Consider the following 18,948-nt stretch of genomic DNA (forward strand, 5'->3'; position numbering starts at 1 on the left):
TCTGGCACAGACCTGAGCCTTACAGGTGTCCGGAGCCGCTCGGAGGCGAACGGAGCGATGAGTTTTGGGCGCGTCGGTGTGCAGCGCCCCAGCGGCGATTGATTCCATGACGCTGGTCCCGCAGGCCCCTCTGGGGCCTCACCTTATCGTTCATGTTCTGTTCTCATCAAGTCGCAATTCACATCGGCGTTGCCTGAGAGCAGACACTTCCAGCGATCACCAGATGCGGGTCCTACCCCCAGCTATCCACCGCCCCCCGGCGGCGGCCGGGCGCTGCGGGCGCCGCGGCGCTGATCAGGGGGTAGGGGGCGGGGTCGCGGGCGGCGGCGCCGTAGAGCCAGCCCTGGGCCATGTGGACGCCGGCCTTGCGGATGACCTCTTCGACCAGGGGGGTCTCGACCATTTCGGCCAGGGTCTCGACCTTCATCTCGGCGCACATGCGCACCAGCTGGCTGACGAAGGCCGCGCCGCGGCTGTCGTGCTCCAGGTCGCGGATGAAGGCGCCGTCGAACTTCACCACGTCCACATGCAGCTGCTGCAGATAGGCCAGCGAGCTGGCGCCGGCGCCGAAGTCGTCGAGGCAGATCTCGCAGCCCAGGGCCCGCAGGCTCTGCAGATGGCGGTCGGCCTGGACGAGGTCGCCGACGGCGGCGCTCTCGGTCAGCTCGAACATCAGCCGGCCCTTGACGCCGGGGTTGGCGGCCACCCGGCGGGCGAGCTCTGTGACGAAGATCGGATTGCCGATGGAGCGCCCCGACAGGTTCACCGCCAGGATCAGGTCGGGCCTGCGGTTCAGGTGCTCCAGGGCCTTGTCCACCACCGCGGAGTCGAGCGCGCAGACCAGGTCCATCTCCTCGGCCATGCGGATCATGGGGAAGGGGGCGCCCTGGTCGCCGAACCGGATCAGGGCCTCATGGTGGTGCAGCCGGGCGGGGCCCTTCAGGCTGACCACCGGCTGGAAGAAGAGGGCGAAGTCCCGGGCCTCGACCCGTTTGCCGAGCGCGCTGACCTCCGCCATGGTCTGGGCGACCGAGCGTTCGAAGGCCTGGCTGAGATCGGCCGGCGCGGTGTTGGCGCCGCCTTCGCGCAGGAAGCCGTCCATGGTGTAGCGCAAGGCCCGCAGCAGGTGGTCGGGGGGCAGCTCAGCGCTGGCGCTGACCTTCTGCACCACCGGCGCGACGCCCAGGGCCGGGTCCAGGTCGAGCAGGCGGGCGATGCGCTGGGACAGTTCCTGCGGCGTCTCGCGGCCTTCGCGCAGCAGGGCGAAGCGGTCCTCGCCGAGCCCTGCGGCCGCGCCGCCGCCATAGGACTGGGAGCGGATGACGGCGGCCAGGCGGGCGCGCAGCTCGGCGCCCTCCGCCTCGCCGGCCTTTTGGGCGGCGGCCTCGAAGCCCGGCACATCGACCATTGCCAGCTCGACCTCGAGCCCCCGGGCGCGGGCGTGCTCCAGGATGGTGACCGCGGCGGTCTCGAAGGAGGCGCGGTCGTGCAGGCCGCCCGGACCGGCGGTCTTGGCGGCCTTGGCGCGGGTCAGCACGCAGGACACCGCGCCTGAGTTCTGCGGCAGGCGGAAGGCTGAGAGGCAGGCGCCGCGGTCCTCGCCGTCCTGGCTCGCCAGTCGCAGATTGATGGGGCCGGCGCGCATGCCTTCGCCCAGGCCCTTGAACACCATCTTCACCAGCCCGCGGTCGTCGGCGGCGATGAAGTCGAAGAGGTCGGCGCCCTCCAGCGTGCGGTCCTTGGACCCGGCCAGGGCTTCGCCGGCGCCGAGCGCCATGGTGATCTGCCCCTCGGCGCTCGCCTCCAGCAGGAGGTCGGCCGAAGCGAAGGCGAACCCCAGCAGGGCTTTATGAGTCAGCGGCAAGACGGCCTCCCGTTGGAGGGCGATCCTGCAGGCTCACGCTTAATCTGGCGTAACAGTGTCGTCAAAAACCTGCGACATAAGCGCCGGAAAGACCCATTTTCGGTAGGTTTCCGACCCGAAATGGACCCCATTTCGACCCCTGGAGAGCCCATGTCTGTCGCCCTGATGCTCGCCGCCGCCCTGGCGCTCGCCCCTGGCTGTAATCTGGAAGCCCCCAGCGGCGCGGCCGGCTGCGCCGGCGAGGGGGTCGACTCCCTGCCGATCAACGCCCTGCAGGCGGTGGGCACGCACAACTCCTACAAGCTCGCCATTCCTGCGCCTGAGATGGCGTTGCTCCGCGCCATGGCGCCCGATCAGGCGGTCGCCCTCGACTACGCCCACCCGCCGCTGACGGTTCAGCTGGCGGCCGGCGCGCGCCAGCTGGAGATCGACGTCCTGAACGATCCCGACCCCGGCCGCTACGCCCGGCCGCTCGGCCTGCGCATGGTCCCGGGCACGACGGCCTATGACACCGCGCCGCTTACGGGGCCTGGCCTCAAGGTCATGCATGTCCAGGACATCGACTATCGCAGCTCCTGCCTGCTGTTCACCGGATGCCTGGCGCAGGTGGCCGCCTGGTCGAGGGCCAATCCCGACCACGTCCCCCTCCTGATCCTGTTGAATCTGAAGGAGGGCCAGGCCCTGCCGGCGCCGGGCGCGGTGACGCCCGCGCCCTTTGATGCGGCGGCCATGGACGCGGTGGACGCCGAGATCCGCAGCGTCTTCGCCCCTGAGGCCCTCATCACGCCTGATGATGTGCAAGGCGACCATCCGACCCTGCGCGCGGCCGTGGCCGCCGGCGCCTGGCCGACCCTGGGCGAGGCCCGCGGCAAGGTCATGTTCGCCCTCGACGCCCCCCGCAGCCAGGTGGACCTCTATCGGGGCGCGCGTCGATCCCTGGAAGGCCGGGTGATGTTTGTAAACATCGACGAGACCGAGGACGCAGCGGCCTACATCACGCTCAATGATCCGCAGGCGCAGGCCGAGCGCATCGCCGCCGCCGTGGCCGCTGGCCTGATCGTCCGCACCCGGGCCGACGCCGACACCGCGGAGGCGCGGTCCAACGACACCTCCCGTCGCGAGGCCGCCTTCGCCGCCGGCGCCCAGTACATCTCCACCGACTACATGACCCCCGATGTGCGGTTTGGCGACTACCGGGTGGAGCTGCCGGGCGGGGCCGCCGCCCGGCTCAATCCCCGCTGGACCAGGGACTGAAGGTTCAGCCTGGTCGCCGCGTAGCCTCGGCGATGATCGCCCCGGCCAGGCCCAGGGCGGCGTCCAGGGCGATCTCGCCGGCCTGAACCTGATCGGCCAGGCCCATGAGCGCAGGCCCCGCGGCCGATCCGGTCTGGGGGGCTTCCCGCAACCAGAGGCCGGCCCCGGCGGCGATCACCTTGTCCCATTCCCCCCGCACCCCGTTCCAATAGGCCTGGGTCGCGGCGAGATAGGCCTCGGCCGGGGCGGCGTCGAAGCCTTCGGCCCGGTCATAGGTGTTGATCACCACCTCATGGACGAAGGTCGCGTCCTGGCCCGCGCGGGTCCCGACCTTGGCGTTGTCCTGCTCGTGCACCCAGCCCTTGGGCGTCAGGGCGTGGCGGTTGACGCACGCGTAGCGGTCATAGGGCGGGTTGGCCGCAGCGTCCCGCCGGGCCAGGGGCCGCAGGGTCGGCTGGCTGGTCCAGCGCGAGACCCCGCGGTCGTGAACCCACGCCCCCAGGGCGCCGTAGCGGGGACTGTCGTCGGTGTTCCAGACGGTCTGGCCCCATAGGCCTCGGCGGCTGTCCGCCGTCGTCGGGACCAGGCGCCAGGTGTCTGCGCCGGCATAGGTCAGCACCGCGTCAGGCTCGAAGGTCCAGTCCTGTCGCCAATGGCGGATGGTGAAGGTCTGGCCGCCCTGGCGCACCACAAGGATGTGCTGCAGGCGCAGGGTGGCCCCCGTGTCCTCAATGACGCGCACCACCTCATCGCCGGCGTGAATGGCCGGGTCGGCAGGCTCATAGTCCTGAACAAAGGGCACGGTCTCCCGGGTGTCGAAGCGCACATGGAAGTCGCCCACCATGCCCAGGACCGCCCGGCGGCCGGCCTCCAGAGCGCCTGCAGCGTCTGGGGCGGGTCCGGCGGCGGCGGCTTTCGCCGCCAAGGGGGCGGCGGCCAGGCCCATGCCGCCCAGGACCGCCCCCCGCCGTGAAATTGAACCGCTCATCGATCTGTCCTCTGACCCTAGAAACGATAGGTGAGCGAGGCGCTCACATTGCGGCCGGGCGCGGTGTAGGCGTCCTTGACCGTCGAGGCGGCGCCGAGACCGCGCACGTCGCTCCACCACCAGTAGGTCTCGTCCGTCAGGTTGAAGAGCCCGGCCCGCAGGGCGGTGGTCGGCGTGATGTTCCAGTAGGCGGTGAGGTCCACCAGGGTGACGGCGTCGGGCACAAAGCAGCCGCCTGCGCCGCAGACCTGGTCGACATCCTTGCCGTCCTTCTGGGCGGCGTGGGTCAGGATCACCCGGCCGGCGAACCGGCCGTCTGGGTCACGGTAGGAGAGACCAGCCACGGCCTTCCACGGGTCGATGCTGTTAAGGGGCGTCGAGGCGCCGCCGGTGGTCTCCTGGCCTTCGGTCCAGGCCCAGGCGAACTGGGCGCCGAAGCCTGAGCGCCAGGCGCCTTCAAGCCGGGCCTCCAGCCCGCTGATCTCGACCTCGGCCAGGTTCACATATTGGAAGGTGGCCGGGTTGGCCGGGGTGTAGTTCCCGCGGACCAGCACCTGTTCGATGAAGTCGTCGAACCGGCTCGAATGGGCCGTGAACTGGCCCGACCAAGTCGCCCCGGCGGCGTCGAGGCGGCGGAAACGGAAACCTCCTTCGAAGGTCTCGCTGGTTTCCGGCTTGAGGTCCGGGTTCGAGATGGTCTGGTAGTTGCCGACCAGATTGGCGAAACCATTGTTCACCTGGCTGGGGGCGGGGGTCTTATAGCCCTGGGCTGCGGTGGCGTAGACTCCCACCTGATCGGTGATCCAAAAGACCGCGCCGATCTTGGGGCTGAACCGGCCATCCTTCTGACCCACGGCGGGGAAGGGGAAGGCGGCGTCGACCTCGGGATCGATCTCGTAGTGATCATAGCGGATCGCAGGCGTGAGGGTGAGCCGGCCGTCCAGGAGGCGGATCTCATCCTGGACGAAGGCGCCGGCCAGAACATGGTCGGTGTTGGGGAAGGCGCGGGTCGGATAGGTCTCGCCTGCCGGCGGCTGGGTTCCGTCGCGCACCCCTTCCTGGCGGGTGGTGGAATAGTCGAGGCCGTAGACGAGGCTGTGCGAGAGGCCGAGGAAGCGGCCGGCGCTTTCGGCCTGGGCGGCCAGGCCCCACACCTCATTGTCGAAGGTGTTCAGGCGCTCGCGGTCGGGGGAGGTGTTGCGGTCTTCAAAGGCGAATTCCCGGTTCTCGCTGGCCTGCCGGTAGAGGCTGACCAGGGCGCGATCGACCAGACCCTCGCCGCGGTAGACATAGTCGAAGGCCAGACGAGAGCGCTTGATGGTGTCCAGGGCGTCCAGATCCAGGGTGGCCGTGGGCGACGTGGTCGGCAGGACGGCGCGGGCGCTGTAGACCTCGGACTCGATTTCCCGGTCATAGTATTCGCCGCTCAGCCGGAACCGATGGGCGTCGCTCGGCTGGAAGACCAGCTTCCCCAGGACGCTGTGAGTGGTGAAATCCTGGGGGTTTGGCGTCGTTCGATTGACGTTCAGGGCGGCGTTCTCGCCCTTGTTCTCGGTCTCATGGGCCTGGCGATAGGTGTAGGCCAGCAGCCCTGAAACCGTGTCGTTCCCGGCGGCGCCCAGCAGGCTTCCGGTCCAGCTGTCATCCACCGAGCCATAGCCTGCCCGGGCGCGACCGGCGAAAGTCTTGCCACCGGTCAGGAAGTCATCGGGGTCTCGGGTGGTGAAGGACACCGCCCCGGCCAGGCCATCGCTCCCATAGAGGGCCGAGGTTGGACCCCGAAGGATCTCCACCGACTTCAGCAGGTCCAGATCCAGATAGTCGCCGCGGCCGACGGACTGTCCCCCGAAGGTGAAGGCGTCGGGCACCCGGACCCCGTCCACGAGGATCAGAACCCGGTTGCCATCGAGGCCGCGGATGTTGAACCCGGAATTGCCGTCCCGTCCGGTATTGGCGCCGGCGGCGGTGAATCGCGCCGGGGCGTTGCGCACCGACACCCCGGGCTCGAAGCGCACCAGGTCCTTGATGTCCGTGGCCAGCTCCTCCTCGATCTGGGCGTCGGTGATGACGCTGACCGTGGCGGCCACCTCGTCGGAAGGTCTGGCCTGCCGGGTGGCGGTCACGGTGAGCTGTGACACCGTCGTGGCGGCCAGCTGCAGCGGATCAGCCCCCTGGGCTGTGGCGCTCGGCGCCGCAGCCAAGGCCACCAGGGCCGCGCCCATGAACCAGGCGCTGCGCGGCGCCCGCATCGAGTTCGTCATACCAGTATCCCCATAGATGCGCATAAGATGCATTCGCAATAATGATCAAGGTCAGGCCCGCTGGGATGCGGGCTGACGGGTCGTCAACAGAAGGCGACGGGGTCAGTGACCCTGGGCGGTGTCGCGATCATCCACCTGACCATCGCCGTTGGTGTCCAGACGCTGGAAGGTTCGCCCGGCGGTGGCGTCATATTCGCCCCGCGTCATGGCCCGGTCGCGATCAGCATCCATGACGCCGAACCGGACGTGCGCCTGCCGGATCTGGCGCTCCCGTTGGGCGGCCAGTTGGGCGTCGAGCCGCTCGGCGTACTCGGCGACATATTCAGCCTCGCTCAGAACGCCGTCGCCCCCTTGGTCCGTCCGGGCGAAGGCCTCCCCGCGGCGGGCCATGTATTCGGCCTGGGTGACGATCCCATCCAGATCGATGTCGTAGGTCTGCAGGAACTCCAGCTTGCTGTGGCCGGGGGCGGGCGCCTCCTGGGCGAGGGCCGCCGGACTGGTGAGGCAGAGGGCGGCAAAGGCGAGAAGCGGGGGTGTGATCCGGGGCATGGGGCGTCCTTACGGGGCGACTTCAAAGGTGAGGGAGGTGGTGTAGCTGCGCACATCGGTCTCGGCGCCGGCGGGGGCCGGAGCCCTATGGCGGGTCATGATCAGATAGACCCCAGGGCGATCAAACCGCAGGATCGCCTGGCCCTTGGCGTCGGTTGTCAGGCGTTGCTTGAAGCGCGGGTCCTCGTAATCGCCGCCCTCGCGATCAACCTCGATCTCATTGCCGACGAGGGGCTGGCCCTCGAACAGAACCTCAAGGCTGAGCGGGTCGGCCGCGTAGATGGCGCTGGGATGGGCGCCCAGGCGGAAGGCGAGGGGGCCGACCTGCGTGTTCAGCACCGCATCTGTGGGGGCGCCCTTGGTGACATAGACGTCGGCCACCGTGGCGGTCTGGCTGGTCTGCGTCTGGGCCCCGGCCGGAGCCTCCGCTCCGGGCGCCAGAGGCGTCCAGACACCGTCCTTCAGGACCTGAGCGCCTTTCCGTCCGAGGCGAAGGCCGGTGGTGAAGCGATAGGTCCCCGCCTCGGTGAGATCGCTTTCCAGCACGGTGGTCTGCTGAAAGGTCTCGATGCGGTCGTAGGCGTCCCGTCGTCCGTCGGGCCTGTAGAGGTGGAAGTCATCTGAGGTCACGGCGATCTCAGGCCGGAAGAAGGCGGCCTCACCGAAGGCCGCCTGGATCGTGATGACGCTGGCCTCGCCGGTGGAGAAGATGGAGGGCGACAGGAAGGAGGTATGGGCGCCGGCTGGCGAGGCGAGCGCCCCCAGCGCCAGGGCGAAAGCCCCGCATTTCCAGCCATTCGTCGAGCGCATCGTCAGATTACCCCTATATGCAAATGAGTCTTAGTTGCCATAAGGGAGCTTCACCGTTTATGCAACTCACTCGCAATCAATCGGGATGGAAGCGTGGTGCTTGTTTCAACCTTGCTCGGTCTGGGCGCGGCCCTGGTTCCCCAGACCGCGGATGCAGGCGACCTGGCGTGGTCGCGGTGGGCGGCTGATCACGTCCTGGGAACGTCGCTCGACGTCATGGTCACGCCGGGCGGCGCCGGGCTCGGCGAACGGGCTGGCCTCGCCGCCTTGCGGGAGATCGCCCGCCTCGACCGTGTGCTCAGCCGCTGGCGAGAGGACTCAGAGCTCGCCGCGCTGAACCGAGCCCCGCGCAGCCAGGTCTCGGCGGAGCTCTATGCGGTGGTGGGGATGGCCGAACACTGGCGGCGCGAAACCGGCGGGGCGTTCAGCGGCCGCCTGGGTGCAGTCCCCGGGACGCCGGGCGCTGCGCAGAGAGAAGCCGTGAAGGCCGCCGAGGCGGCGATCCTGCGTCTGGAGCCCTCGGGACGGGCGATTGATCGCCCCGAGGCGGTCAGGTTCGACCTGGACGGAGTCGCCAAGGGCTACATCCTGGACCGTGCCCTGGTGGCGGCTCTGCGGGCAGTCCCCGAGGCGTCTGGACTCCTGATCGACCTTGGCGGCGATGTTCGGGTGTGGAGCCATGAAGGCCGCGGGGAGGCGTGGCGACTTGGGGTCGCCGACCCGGCCCGTCCCTTCGACAATGTCGGGCCTCTGCAGACGCTGAGTCTTCGGCGCGGCGCCCTGGCCTATAGCGGGGTCCGCGCCAGGGACGGCGGCGACCACCACATCCTCGATCCCCGGTGCGGCGCCCCGGCCAGCGCGGTGACCGGCGCTGCGGTGATCGCCCCGACGGCGGCCCAGGCGGACGCCCTGGCGACGGCTGTCGCGGTGATGGACCCTGAGGCGGGCCTCAGCCTGCTTGGGCGCTGGCCAGGCGTGAGCGGCATGCTGGTGGCGGCTGACGGACGGATGCTGACCTCGGCCAACTGGTCGGGGACCCATCTTACCGCCGCCACAACCGCCGCCGCGCCCGGCGCCTGGCCGGCCGGCTTCAGGCTCAGCGTCGCCGTGGAGATTCCGGACAAGGGCGGCGCCAACTATGAGCGCCCCTATCTGGCCGCCTGGATCACGGACGCCCAAAAGCGGGTGGTGAAGACGCTGCTGGTCCTGGGACCTGAGCCCCGCTGGCGGGAGAGCAACTACATCTTCTGGCGACGGGTGGAGCGGATGGACATGGCGGCTGTCGCCAGGGTCGCGCGGACCACCCGAGCGCCGGGCCGCTATGAGGTCGTGTGGGACGGGCGGGCCGATGATGGTCAGCCCCTGCCCCGGGGCGCCTACACCCTGAACGTGGAAGCCAGCCGCGAACATGGCGGCCACAGCTTCGTCGCCTTGCCCCTGGCCCTGGGGAGCGGCAGGGCGAACTTCCAGTCCGACCCGACGCAGGAGCTCGGCGTCATCACGGCCCGGTATGGGCCAGGCCGCTGAGCGCCTAGTCTGGCGCGCGCTCGGAATAGCGCGGCAGCTTGTCGTCAAGCGCCCACCAGTCGGCGTGGGAGTCTGCGAAGATGTGGAAGCCCAGGCGCGCGCCGCTGGGACCGTCCAGGGTTCCGGCCCGCAGGCGGAGGACGCCGGGCTTGGCGGTAGTGCGGCTGAAGAGGGGCGACCCGCAGCGGCCGCAGAAGGCCCGGGTCTTGCCCGGCGAGGATTCGAACAGCACCAGGGCCTCTTCCCCCGACAGGAAGCGCAGGTGGTCCTCGGACACGGGGATGTTTGCCGCGAAGGCCGAGCCCTGGGCCTTGCGGCACTGGCTGCAATGACAGAGCTGGATGTCAGCCAGGGGGCCGCTCAGCTGGTAGCGGATCTGGCCACAGAGGCAGCCGCCGAGGTGATCGGCGTCCGAGGAGTCAGTCATGGAAGCTCGCGCGCCCGGCTCTGACCGCCGAAATGGCGGGCTGGATCCAGTCTGCCCATCGATAGCGCGCCGGTCCAGGGCTGCAAGGCGTGTGCGGCGCCGGACATCCGTCGGATTGGCCGCACGCCCCGCCGCTCGCAAATGACCGCCGCAGTCGCTAAATAGCGCCCATGGACGCCGTCACCCTCGACCCCCATCCGGACACGCCACCCCCCTCCGCCGCCGATGCGGCGGTCGAGGCGGTGCGTGCGGCCGTCGGCCTGCCGGCCGGAACCCGGGTGGTCGCCGCCATGTCCGGCGGCGTGGACTCCACCGTCACCGCCGCCTTGCTGGCCAAGGCCGGCTATGACGTGGTCGGCGTGACCCTGCAGCTCTATGACCACGGTCAGGCCCTGGCCAAGAAGGGCGCCTGCTGCGCCGGCCAGGACATCCACGACGCCCGCACCGCGGCCGAGGCCATCGGCATTCCGCACTATGTCCTCGACTACGAAAGCCGTTTCCGTGAGGAGGTGATGGAGGAGTTCGCCGACGCCTATCTGCGCGGCGAGACGCCGATCCCCTGCGTGCGCTGCAATCAGACGGTCAAGTTCCGCGACCTGCTGGACGTGGCCCGGGACCTGGGCGCCGAGGCCCTGGCTACCGGCCACTATGTGCGCCGGGCCGCTGGCGGCAACCGACCCCATCTGCAGCGAGCCGTGGATGCGACCCGGGACCAGAGCTATTTCCTGTTCGCCACCACGCCCGAGCAGCTGGACTTCCTGCGCTTCCCCTTGGGCGGCCTGCCCAAGACCGAGGTGCGGCGGGTGGCCGCCGAGCTTGGCCTGGCCATCGCCGACAAGCCCGACAGCCAGGACATCTGCTTCGTGCCGGAGGGCCGCTACACCACCGTCATCGACCGCCTGCGCCCGCATGGGGCGGAGCCGGGCGACATCGTCCATATGGACGGCCGGGTGCTCGGCCGGCATGAGGGCGTGACCCGCTACACCATCGGTCAGCGCCGGGGTCTGAACGTCGCCGTGGGCGATCCCCTGTTCGTGGTCCGCATCGACGCCGAGCGCCGCCAGGTGATCGTCGGCCCCCGGGAAGCCCTGCTGACCGGCGCCCTGCGGCTCAAGGAAACCAACTGGCTCGGCGAATCGGCCAGCTTCGCCGCGGCCTGCGACGAGGGCCGACCGGTTCTGGCCCGGGTGCGTTCCACCCGCGAACCGGTCCCGGGAAGGCTCGCCTGGGTGGGCGATGAGGTCGGCGTGGTGTTCGACGGCGCCGAGGAGGGCGTGGCGCCTGGCCAGGCCTGCGTCCTCTATGCGCCGGAAGATCCCGATCGCGTCCTGGGCGGGGGCTTCATCGCGGCCACCGTTCCGGCTCAACCCTGAGCGGAGTCAGATTTTCCGCAGCACCCCTGGTCAGGCCCGCCGCGGTCTGGCAGGCCATATTCCTGTCGAACCCGCAGGGCACAGGATTCTGCTACAGCCCTTCTCGTCCTCCCCGACCCCCACGGAACCTTCCTGTTCATGGCTTTTGATTCCTCGGCCCCTGCGGGTCGCCTCAGCGCCGCCCATTGGCGCAAGACGCTGGCGGCCTATCGTGGCCCACAGCTTTCCCGCAGCCTGGCGGAGATCGCCTGGACCCTGCTGCCCCTGACCGGTTTCGCCCTGGCCGCCACCCTGCTGGCAGCCAACGGAATCTGGCTGGGTCTCGTCCTGACCATCCCGGCGGCGGCCTTCCTGGTACGGATGTTCATGCTGCAGCATGACTGCGGGCACGGTTCGCTGTTCGCCAGCCGGGCTGTCAATGACGCGGTCGGCCGGGTGCTCGGCGTGCTGACCCTGACCCCCTACGGCTACTGGCAGGCCTCGCACGCCAACCACCACGGGACGTCTGGCAATCTCGACCGCCGGGAGCTGGGCGCCATCGAGCTGATGACCGTCGAGGAATATCAAGGGCGATCGGCGCTTGGCCGCTTCCTGTATCGCTTCTACCGCCATCCGGTGGTGCTGTTCGCCATCGGGCCGGCCTACATGTTCTTCCTGCAGCACCGCCTGCCCATCGGCATGATGGGCGACCGCAAGGCCTGGATCAGCGTCATGGGCGCCAATCTGGGCATCGCCGCAGTGATCGCCGCCGGCGTCATGGTCTTCGGCGCGGTCCCGTTCCTGGCGGTCTATGGCGCCACGGTGTTCATGGCGGCGGCGGCCGGCGTCTGGCTCTTCTATGTGCAGCACCAGTTCGAACAGACGAGCTGGGCGCGGGCGGGAAGCTGGAACCTGCATGAGGCCGCCCTCAACGGCAGCTCGTTCTATGATCTGCCGCGGCCGCTGGCCTGGCTGACCGCCAATATCGGCGTGCACCACATCCATCACCTGCATAGCCGCATTCCCTTCTACCGGCTGGGCGACGCCCTGAAGGACTATCCGGAGCTGCGCGACTACAGCCGGCTGGGGGTGCGCGAGAGCCTGGGCTGCGCCCGTCTGGCCCTGTGGGACGAGGCGGCCGGCCGCATGATCGGCTTCAAGGACCTGCGCCAGCCGGCCTGAGGCTGTCGACAGCCGGGCTGGAGGGGGCGGCGCTCGCGGAGTATCTTCCGGCCATGAGCCAGACCGATCCCGTCGTCATCGTCGCCTTCGCCCGCACCCCCATGGGGAGCTTTCAGGGCGCCCTGTCACCCCTGAAGGCCACCGAGCTGGGCGCCGCCGCGGTCCGCGCCGCCGTCACCCGCTCTGGCGTGGACCCTGACCTGGTCGAGCAGATCTTCATGGGCTGCGTCCTGCCGGCGGGGCTTGGCCAGGCGCCGGCGCGGCAGGCGGCCCTGGGCGCGGGCCTGCCGCGGTCGGTGCAGGCCACCACCGTCAACAAAATGTGCGGCTCGGGGATGCAGGCGACCATCATGGCGCACGACGCCCTCATGGCCGGTTCGGCCGAGATCATCATCGCCGGCGGGATGGAGAGCATGTCCAACGCCCCCTACCTGCTGGCCAAGCACCGGTCCGGCGCGCGGATCGGTCACGACACCGCCTTTGACCACATGTATCTCGACGGCCTGGAGGACGCCTATGAGCCAGGCCGGCTGATGGGGTCCTTCGCCGAGGAGACCGCGCGGGCCTATCAGGTCACCCGCGAGGCCATGGACGACTTCGCGATTCTGAGCCTATCGCGGGCGCGGACGGCGACGGAGACCGGCACCTTCGCTGGTGAGATTGTTCCGGTGGAGGTGACCACCCGCAAGGGCGCGGAGACCATCGCCGCCGACGAGCAGCCCCTGAAGGCCGATCCCGCCAAGATCCCGACCTTGAAGCCGGCCTTCGCCAAGGACGGGGCCATCACCGCGGCCAACGCCAGCTCGATCAGCGATGGGGCTGCGGCCCTGGTGCTGACCCGGGCCTCCACGGCCAAGCGGCTTGGCCTGCCGGTGGTGGCGCGCATCACAGCCCACGCCGCCCACGCCCACGAGCCGGGCCAATTCACCACCGCCCCGGTCCCGGCCATGCGCAAGGCCCTGGCCAAGGCCGGCTGGACCGTGGACGAGGTCGATCTGTTCGAGGTGAACGAGGCCTTCGCCGTGGTGGCGATGATCGCCGAGCGCGAACTGGCCATCCCCCGGGAGAAGCTGAACGTCAATGGCGGCGCCTGCGCGCTCGGCCATCCCATCGGCGCGTCGGGCGCGCGCATCCTGGCGACCCTGATCGCGGCCCTGCAGGCCCGCGGCGGTCGACGCGGCCTCGCCAGCCTGTGCATCGGCGGCGGCGAGGCCACGGCGGTGGCGGTGGAGCTGGTCTAGGTCGAGATCAGCCCGGGGAGATCATCTTCTCCGGGCGCACGACCTCGTCGAACTCTTCATTGGTGACATAGCCGCCGCCCACGGCCTCATCGCGCAGGGTGGTGCCGTTCTTGTGCGCGGTCTTGGCGATCTTGGCGGCGTTGTCGTAGCCGATCTTGGGCGCCAGCGCGGTGACCAGCATCAGTGAACGCTCCAGGGCGGCCTTGATGTTGTCCTCGCGGGCCTCGATGCCGACCACGCAGTTGTCGGTGAACGAGACGGCCGCATCGCTCAGCAGCTTGCACGACTGCAGGAAGTTGTAGGCCATCACCGGGTTGAACACGTTCAGCTCGAAGTGGCCCGAGGCGCCGGCGAAGGTCATGGTCGTCTGATTGCCGAACACCTGGGCGCAGACCATGGTCAGGGCCTCGCACTGGGTTGGGTTCACCTTGCCCGGCATGATCGAGGAGCCCGGCTCGTTCTCCGGCAGGGACAGTTCGCCCAGGCCCGAGCGGGGGCCTGAGCCCAGGAAGCGGATGTCGTTGGCGATCTTGAACAGGGAGCCGGCGACGGTGTTGATCGCCCCGTGGCTGTAGACCATGGCGTCGTGGGCGGCCAAGGCCTCGAACTTGTTGGGGGCGGTGATGAAGGGCAGGCCGGTGATGGCGGCGATCTTCTCGGCCACCTTTTCGGCGAAGCCGATGGGCGCGTTCAGGCCGGTGCCGACGGCGGTGCCGCCCTGGGCCAGCTCATAGAGGCCATAGAGGCTTTCCTTCAGCCGGCGAACGCCGCCGGAAACCTGGTGGGCGTAGCCGGAGAACTCCTGGCCAAGCGTCAGGGGCGTGGCGTCCTGGGTGTGGGTGCGGCCGATCTTGAGGATGTGGTTGAAGGCCTCGGTCTTGGCCTTGAGGGCGGCGTGCAGGTGCTCCAGGGCCGGCATCAGCTCGCGGGCCACCTGCTCGGCGCAGGCGATGTGCATGGCCGTGGGATAGGTGTCGTTGGACGACTGGCTCATGTTCACATGGTCGTTCGGGTGGACCGGCGACTTGGAGCCCATGACGCCGCCAAGGATCTCGATGGCGCGGTTCGAGATCACCTCATTGGCGTTCATGTTCGACTGGGTGCCCGAACCGGTCTGCCAGACCACCAGGGGGAAGTGGTCGTCGAGCTTGCCGTCGATGACCTCCTGGGCGGCCTGGACAATGGCCGCGCCGATCTTCGGGTCCAGCCGGCCCAGCTCCATATTGGCCTCGGCCGCGGCCCGCTTGACCACGCCCAGCGCCCGGATCATCGGCTGGGGCTGCTTTTCCCAGCCGATCTTGAAATTGCCGATGCTGCGCTGGGACTGGGCGCCCCAGTAGCGGTCGGCCGCAACCTCGATGGGGCCGAAGGTGTCGGTTTCGGTGCGGGTCGCGGTCATCGCAGGGATCTCCAGCCTTGAATTGTCGCGTCGGTTTAGCGAGGCCGGGCGAGACTGCAAAGCGTCTGCGGTCTAGAGAGAGGCATGAACGACGGCTGGACCCACCACGGCAAGGTGCGCGCCCGGGAGGGCGAGGGCGATCTGGAGGTCGTGGTCGATGGCCTGACCACCCAGGCCAAGTACTACAAGCCCCTGATCTATGAGTTCTTCCGCAAGGCTTGGCGCGGCGGCCGGCCGGCCTGGGGGGACTACGCCGTGGAGATCGCCATGGAGTATGTGGGGGACCCGCCGTGGCTGGATCTCGACAATCTGGCCAAGGCGATCCTTGACGCCATCAAGGGCTACGCCTTCCACGACGACGCCCAGGTGGCCCGCCTGCTGGTGGAGCGTCGGGCGGGCGAGCGCGAGCGGATCATCGTGCGCGTGCGCCGCATGGCCGACGGTGGCGTGCAGCCAGCCGCCGGCGCCTCAGGCGGTCCGGGCCGGCCGTTCCAGGGCCAGTAGGGCCAGAACCCCATAGGCCACGACCACGAAGGCGCCGTAGCGGCCCAGGCTCTCAGGCGGCAAGGCGGGCATCAGGGTGTCGAAGAGGCCCATGACCAAGATGGACCCCGCCAGTCCCGGGGCGCTGAAGGCGAGGGCGGCGGGCGCCCGCCGCCGCAAGGGCAGCCGCCGCAGGCGGACCGTCAGGTGGAAGAAGAAGGCGATGGCGCTGGCCACCAGGGCCGCGTTCAGGACGTAGAACCAGAAGGCCTGCTCGATCAGCCCGCCGGCGAAGGCGGCGTAGAACAGGGTGGCGGCCGACCAGACCAAGGCGCCGGCGACCGCGAACCAGAAACTGTCTTCTTTCGACACGACACGCCTCCCACAGCCCATTTTAGGCAGAAGGCTGCGACAGTCGTGCCAAGGCCAAGCTTGTCCGGCGCCGGACACGAAATAGCGGCCGCGCTGAAAGCGCGGCCGCCATTCTCGCGAACCGATCCTGGGGGAGAAGAGGTTCAGCGATACTGTTGCAGTCGGGTCGTCCGCAGGCCGGCGAGGCCGTGGCGTTCGATCGACTTCTGCCAGGCGAGGAACTCCTCTGAGGTCAGGCCGTAGCGGGTGAGCGCGTCGTCCAGGCTCAGCAGCCCGCCACGCACCGCGGCGACCACCTCGGCCTTGCGACGGATCACCCAGCGACCCGTGTCGGCCGGCGGCAGATCGGCCAGCGTCAGGGGCGCGCCGGTCGGGCCGATCACATAGGGCTCCCCGCGGCTGTTCGTTCGGGTCTGTTGTTGTTGCAACATGGCTTTACGCCCTTCACACCATCATCGTTGAGCCAGACCATAGCCCGGCTGCCATAACAGCTCGTGAATCCCGATAGTGAAAATCACAGTAACCATTTGATCCCCCCGTGTACTGAAATGATACAGTTAGAGATTTCAGAAGGAATTAACCTTCACTAAATCTCAGTTACGCGCCAAGTTATCGGCGCATACTGATAAGTTCATCCAGCATCTGGTCGGCCGTTGTAATGATACGCGAGCAGGCTGAGTAAGCTTTCTGGGTGGTGATCAGGCCTGTAAACTCAGCCGACATGTCGACTGTGGAGTTTTCGAGGGTGGAGGGTGAAATGGCGCCGGCCCCGCCCTGGCCCGGCAGCTTGATCACATACTCACCGCTGTCGATGGTGCCGCGATAGGCGTTGCCGCTGACCGCCTGCAATCCGTCGGGATTGGTGAAGGTCGCGACGCCAATCTGGGCGATCTTTCTCACTTGGCTGTTGTCGAAGATGGCCGACACGACGCCAGCCTCATCCACCTCCACGCCCACCACGGTGCCGACCGTGGCCCCATCGGGGTTCACCAGCCGAACCGTCGAGGCGTTGGCGTACTGGGTCAGTTTGTTCAGGTCGAAGGTGATGTTCTGGGCGCCGACGCCCAGGGCGTCATCCCAGCGCGGCGTGCCAGCCGTCCCCGAGGCCGCCAGGCTGATGGTCGGGGCTGCGCCCGCCGCCCCGAACAGGGTGGTGTTGGCGAGGTCAATAGTGCCGTCCTGGTTGAACATCACCAGGCCCTCGGCGATCTGGCCCGAGGGCCCGCCGGTCACGTCGCCAGCCGGAATGGCGTAGATTTCCGCGTGCCACTCATTGGGGTTGGCCGAGGAGCGCAGCAGGCTGATGGACACCTTGTGGGTGCCGCCCATGGTGTCGACGACGTTCATCTCGATGCTGAAGTCCGGCTGGGTGCCGGTCAGAGGGTCGGCGTTCTCTTCCCAGTCGGCCATGGAGCGGGTGGCCGCATTATAGGTGCCTTCGGCCGCCGAGATGGTCTGGCGCTTGTCGAGATTGGCGTTGATGACGACATTGGCCGTGGCCTGGACGGCCGAGCCCAGGTTCTTGACGTTGATCGAGTCCAGCTCGTTCAGGTCAGATGGGTTGTAGCTGATCGTCCCATCGGCGGCGATCGGCCAGCCTTGCAGGAAGAAGCCCGCGTCATTGCGCAGGAAGCCGTCGGCGTCGACGCTGAACGAGCCGGCCCGGGTGAAGACCCGCTTGTCGGCGTCGGTCAGGCCGGCGCCCTTCTCGGTGACGATAAAGAAGCCGTCCCCGGCGATGGCCAGGTCGGTGGAGGCGTTGGCGCTCTGAATCAGACCCTGCTGGCTGATGTATTGCCGCGTGAGCCCCTGGACGCCGCCAGCGCTGTAGCGCCCGGTCACCGCCTGCGCCGTCACGATATTGGCGAAGTTCACCTGGTTGCGCTTGTAGGCGACGGTGTTGATGTTGGCGATGTTGTCGGAAATCGCCGCGAGGGCCGACGAATTGGCGGTCAGGCCAGAGACGCCGGCGAGCATGGCGCTGTTGATGCTCATGGGGGTGTTTGCCTTCTTGTTGGGCTTGTGAGGGGCGGTTGCGTCCTTTCAGGACGCGGTCAGGCCGCCAGCGCGGGCGTTTCGTCGTCGCTATTTTCGGGAGGAGCGGTCGACCCGCCAGACGAGGCCGGGGTGGTCGCCGCTGGGGGCAGGCCGATGCTGCTGATCGTCTGCCAGAGGGCTCGGCTTCCGCCGATTGTGACAAAGGTCTGGCCGTCCACCTGCTCAACGGCGCGGACGAGGCCGTCGATGAAGGTGTTGTGGCCCACCTTGGCGCCGACCGAGTCCGTAGCGGTGATGCGGAGGGTGTAGGTCCCGCCATTGGGCAACTGGGAGCCCAGGATGTTCTTCCCGTCCCAGGCGAACCTGTGTTCGCCGCCCGCGACATTCTCGAGCGCCCGCACCTGGACGATTGAGCCCTTGTCGTCGAGCACCTCGATCTTGACGCTCTTGGCCTCCCGGTCGAGGCGATAAACCCATTCCGCCGACTTGTCCGACAGGGTGGCCTGGTCAGTGGCGGCGCGGACCTGCTTGCCGATCAGGCTGACGGCGTCGGCGACGCCGTCCCCTGACGCGCCCACCAGCTGCTTGAGCAGGTCATTGGTCAGCAGCTGCTGCTCGACCCCGGTCATCTGCACGATCTGCTGGGTGAAGTCCCCGGAATCCATCGGCGAGAGGGGGTCCTGGTTCTTCATCTGCGTGGTCAGCAACACCAGGAAGGTGTCGAAGCTCTCAGCAAGGCGCTGACCCCCGACACTGGAGGCTGCGGCCTGCGAGCTGGCGACGGCGTTGGTTTGCATGGGGCTTCTCTAGATCCGAAGGTCCACGCCGGTCGGAGACTGGCGCTGCTGGTAGAGACGGGTGGCGACCGCGGCGGTGTCGGCTTCATCGGCCATGCCGAGCGCGCTCTGGAAGGCGCGGCCCTGCCAGGTTTCACGGTCGGGCGCCTGGTCTGCGAACTGACCGCCGCTCCGCTGATCGTGGGGCGAGTTGAAGGACAGGCCGCCCGACAGGTCGAAGCCCGCCTGCTCCAGGGCGCGCATCAGCTCGCCCGAGCGGCCGCGCATTTCGTTGGCGGCGTGGGGATTGTCGAAGGCCATGGCGGCGGTGAGCTTGCCCTGGGCGTCGATATCGACGCGGACATCAACCCGTCCGAGGCCTTCGGGCGTCAACTGGATATCGAAATGGGTCGAGCGGCCTTCGAGCCGGCGGGAGACCTGGGCGGCGAGGTCTGCGACCGTGGC

At 68.6% G+C, this 18,948-nt stretch carries 18 protein-coding genes; 6 read left to right on the forward strand and 12 right to left on the reverse strand.

All coding sequences use genetic code 11. The features are described 5' to 3' along the window. Nucleotides 1-232: 232 nt before the first annotated feature. Nucleotides 233-1,864 carry an EAL domain-containing protein gene (locus Q8N19_RS00890; protein WP_305587762.1) on the reverse strand — a complete coding sequence of 544 codons (1,632 nt, stop codon included), beginning with the start codon at nt 1,862-1,864 and terminating at the stop codon, nt 233-235. Nucleotides 1,865-2,014: 150 nt separating this feature from the next. On the opposite strand from Q8N19_RS00890, the gene Q8N19_RS00895 reads away from it, so the two are divergent. After that, nucleotides 2,015-3,118, forward strand: coding sequence for a phosphatidylinositol-specific phospholipase C1-like protein (locus Q8N19_RS00895; RefSeq protein ID WP_305587763.1), 1,104 nt, complete (start codon nt 2,015-2,017; stop codon nt 3,116-3,118). 4 nt (nt 3,119-3,122) lie between these two features. On the opposite strand, the gene Q8N19_RS00900 is transcribed toward Q8N19_RS00895, so the two are convergent. The 4 genes from Q8N19_RS00900 to Q8N19_RS00915 form a co-directional block, all read right to left on the reverse strand. Continuing rightward, nucleotides 3,123-4,106, reverse strand: coding sequence for a DUF6607 family protein (locus Q8N19_RS00900; RefSeq protein ID WP_305587764.1), 984 nt, complete (start codon nt 4,104-4,106; stop codon nt 3,123-3,125). A gap of 17 nt (nt 4,107-4,123) precedes the next feature. Further along, the gene (locus Q8N19_RS00905; RefSeq protein ID WP_305587765.1) at nt 4,124-6,367 is read right to left on the reverse strand and encodes a TonB-dependent hemoglobin/transferrin/lactoferrin family receptor; all 2,244 of its coding nucleotides are present in this window, start codon (nt 6,365-6,367) and stop codon (nt 4,124-4,126) included. A gap of 102 nt (nt 6,368-6,469) precedes the next feature. Beyond that, a complete protein-coding gene (locus Q8N19_RS00910) occupies nt 6,470-6,916 on the reverse strand; it encodes a hypothetical protein (protein ID WP_305587766.1) in 447 nt (148 codons plus the stop codon). 9 nt (nt 6,917-6,925) lie between these two features. Beyond that, nucleotides 6,926-7,726 (reverse strand): DUF4198 domain-containing protein, encoded by an 801-nt coding sequence (locus Q8N19_RS00915; protein WP_305587767.1) that lies wholly within the window; start codon nt 7,724-7,726, stop codon nt 6,926-6,928. Nucleotides 7,727-7,819: 93 nt separating this feature from the next. Between Q8N19_RS00915 and Q8N19_RS00920 the strand changes: the two genes are divergently transcribed. Then, complete coding sequence (locus tag Q8N19_RS00920; protein ID WP_305587768.1) at nt 7,820-9,253, forward strand: DUF2271 domain-containing protein; 1,434 nt, start codon at nt 7,820-7,822, stop codon at nt 9,251-9,253. Nucleotides 9,254-9,257: 4 nt separating this feature from the next. On the opposite strand, the gene Q8N19_RS00925 is transcribed toward Q8N19_RS00920, so the two are convergent. Continuing rightward, on the reverse strand, nt 9,258-9,680 hold the full coding sequence (locus tag Q8N19_RS00925; protein ID WP_305587769.1) for a GFA family protein: 423 nt from the start codon (nt 9,678-9,680) through the stop codon (nt 9,258-9,260). A 170-nt stretch (nt 9,681-9,850) separates the two neighbouring features. Between Q8N19_RS00925 and mnmA the strand changes: the two genes are divergently transcribed. The 3 genes from mnmA (at nt 9,851) to Q8N19_RS00940 (ending at nt 13,455) form a co-directional block, all read left to right on the forward strand. Then, nucleotides 9,851-11,053, forward strand: a complete 1,203-nt coding sequence (gene mnmA, locus Q8N19_RS00930; protein WP_305587770.1) for a tRNA 2-thiouridine(34) synthase MnmA — start codon at nt 9,851-9,853, stop codon at nt 11,051-11,053. A 138-nt stretch (nt 11,054-11,191) separates the two neighbouring features. Continuing rightward, a complete protein-coding gene (locus Q8N19_RS00935) occupies nt 11,192-12,214 on the forward strand; it encodes a fatty acid desaturase (RefSeq protein ID WP_305587771.1) in 1,023 nt (340 codons plus the stop codon). 53 nt (nt 12,215-12,267) lie between these two features. Further along, nucleotides 12,268-13,455, forward strand: a complete 1,188-nt coding sequence (locus Q8N19_RS00940; RefSeq protein ID WP_305587772.1) for an acetyl-CoA C-acyltransferase — start codon at nt 12,268-12,270, stop codon at nt 13,453-13,455. 7 nt (nt 13,456-13,462) lie between these two features. Here Q8N19_RS00940 and fumC read toward each other — a convergent pair whose 3' ends face one another. Further along, the gene (fumC, locus tag Q8N19_RS00945) at nt 13,463-14,854 is read right to left on the reverse strand and encodes a class II fumarate hydratase (protein WP_305587773.1); all 1,392 of its coding nucleotides are present in this window, start codon (nt 14,852-14,854) and stop codon (nt 13,463-13,465) included. An 84-nt stretch (nt 14,855-14,938) separates the two neighbouring features. Between fumC and Q8N19_RS00950 the strand changes: the two genes are divergently transcribed. After that, a complete protein-coding gene (locus Q8N19_RS00950) occupies nt 14,939-15,358 on the forward strand; it encodes a RusA family crossover junction endodeoxyribonuclease (protein ID WP_305587774.1) in 420 nt (139 codons plus the stop codon). On the opposite strand, the gene Q8N19_RS00955 is transcribed toward Q8N19_RS00950, so the two are convergent. From Q8N19_RS00955 to Q8N19_RS00975, 5 genes are all read right to left on the reverse strand, one after another. Further along, entirely contained in the window at nt 15,323-15,709 is a 387-nt protein-coding gene (locus tag Q8N19_RS00955; RefSeq protein WP_305587775.1) for a DUF5367 family protein, read from the reverse strand. The two genes, Q8N19_RS00950 and Q8N19_RS00955, sit on opposite strands and share 36 nt — an antisense overlap. Before the next feature lie 143 nt (nt 15,710-15,852). Continuing rightward, on the reverse strand, nt 15,853-16,140 hold the full coding sequence (locus Q8N19_RS00960; protein ID WP_305587776.1) for a DUF1153 domain-containing protein: 288 nt from the start codon (nt 16,138-16,140) through the stop codon (nt 15,853-15,855). 178 nt (nt 16,141-16,318) lie between these two features. Beyond that, entirely contained in the window at nt 16,319-17,704 is a 1,386-nt protein-coding gene (locus tag Q8N19_RS00965; protein WP_305587777.1) for a flagellar hook protein FlgE, read from the reverse strand. Between the two features lie 59 nt (nt 17,705-17,763). Then, nucleotides 17,764-18,504, reverse strand: coding sequence for a flagellar hook assembly protein FlgD (locus Q8N19_RS00970; RefSeq protein WP_305587778.1), 741 nt, complete (start codon nt 18,502-18,504; stop codon nt 17,764-17,766). A 9-nt stretch (nt 18,505-18,513) separates the two neighbouring features. Continuing rightward, on the reverse strand, nt 18,514-18,948 hold a 435-nt coding region (locus Q8N19_RS00975; RefSeq protein ID WP_305587779.1), incomplete at its 5' end, for a flagellar hook-length control protein FliK.

This window comes from Phenylobacterium sp., from assembly GCF_030693405.1.
GTDB lineage: Bacteria > Pseudomonadota > Alphaproteobacteria > Caulobacterales > Caulobacteraceae > Phenylobacterium.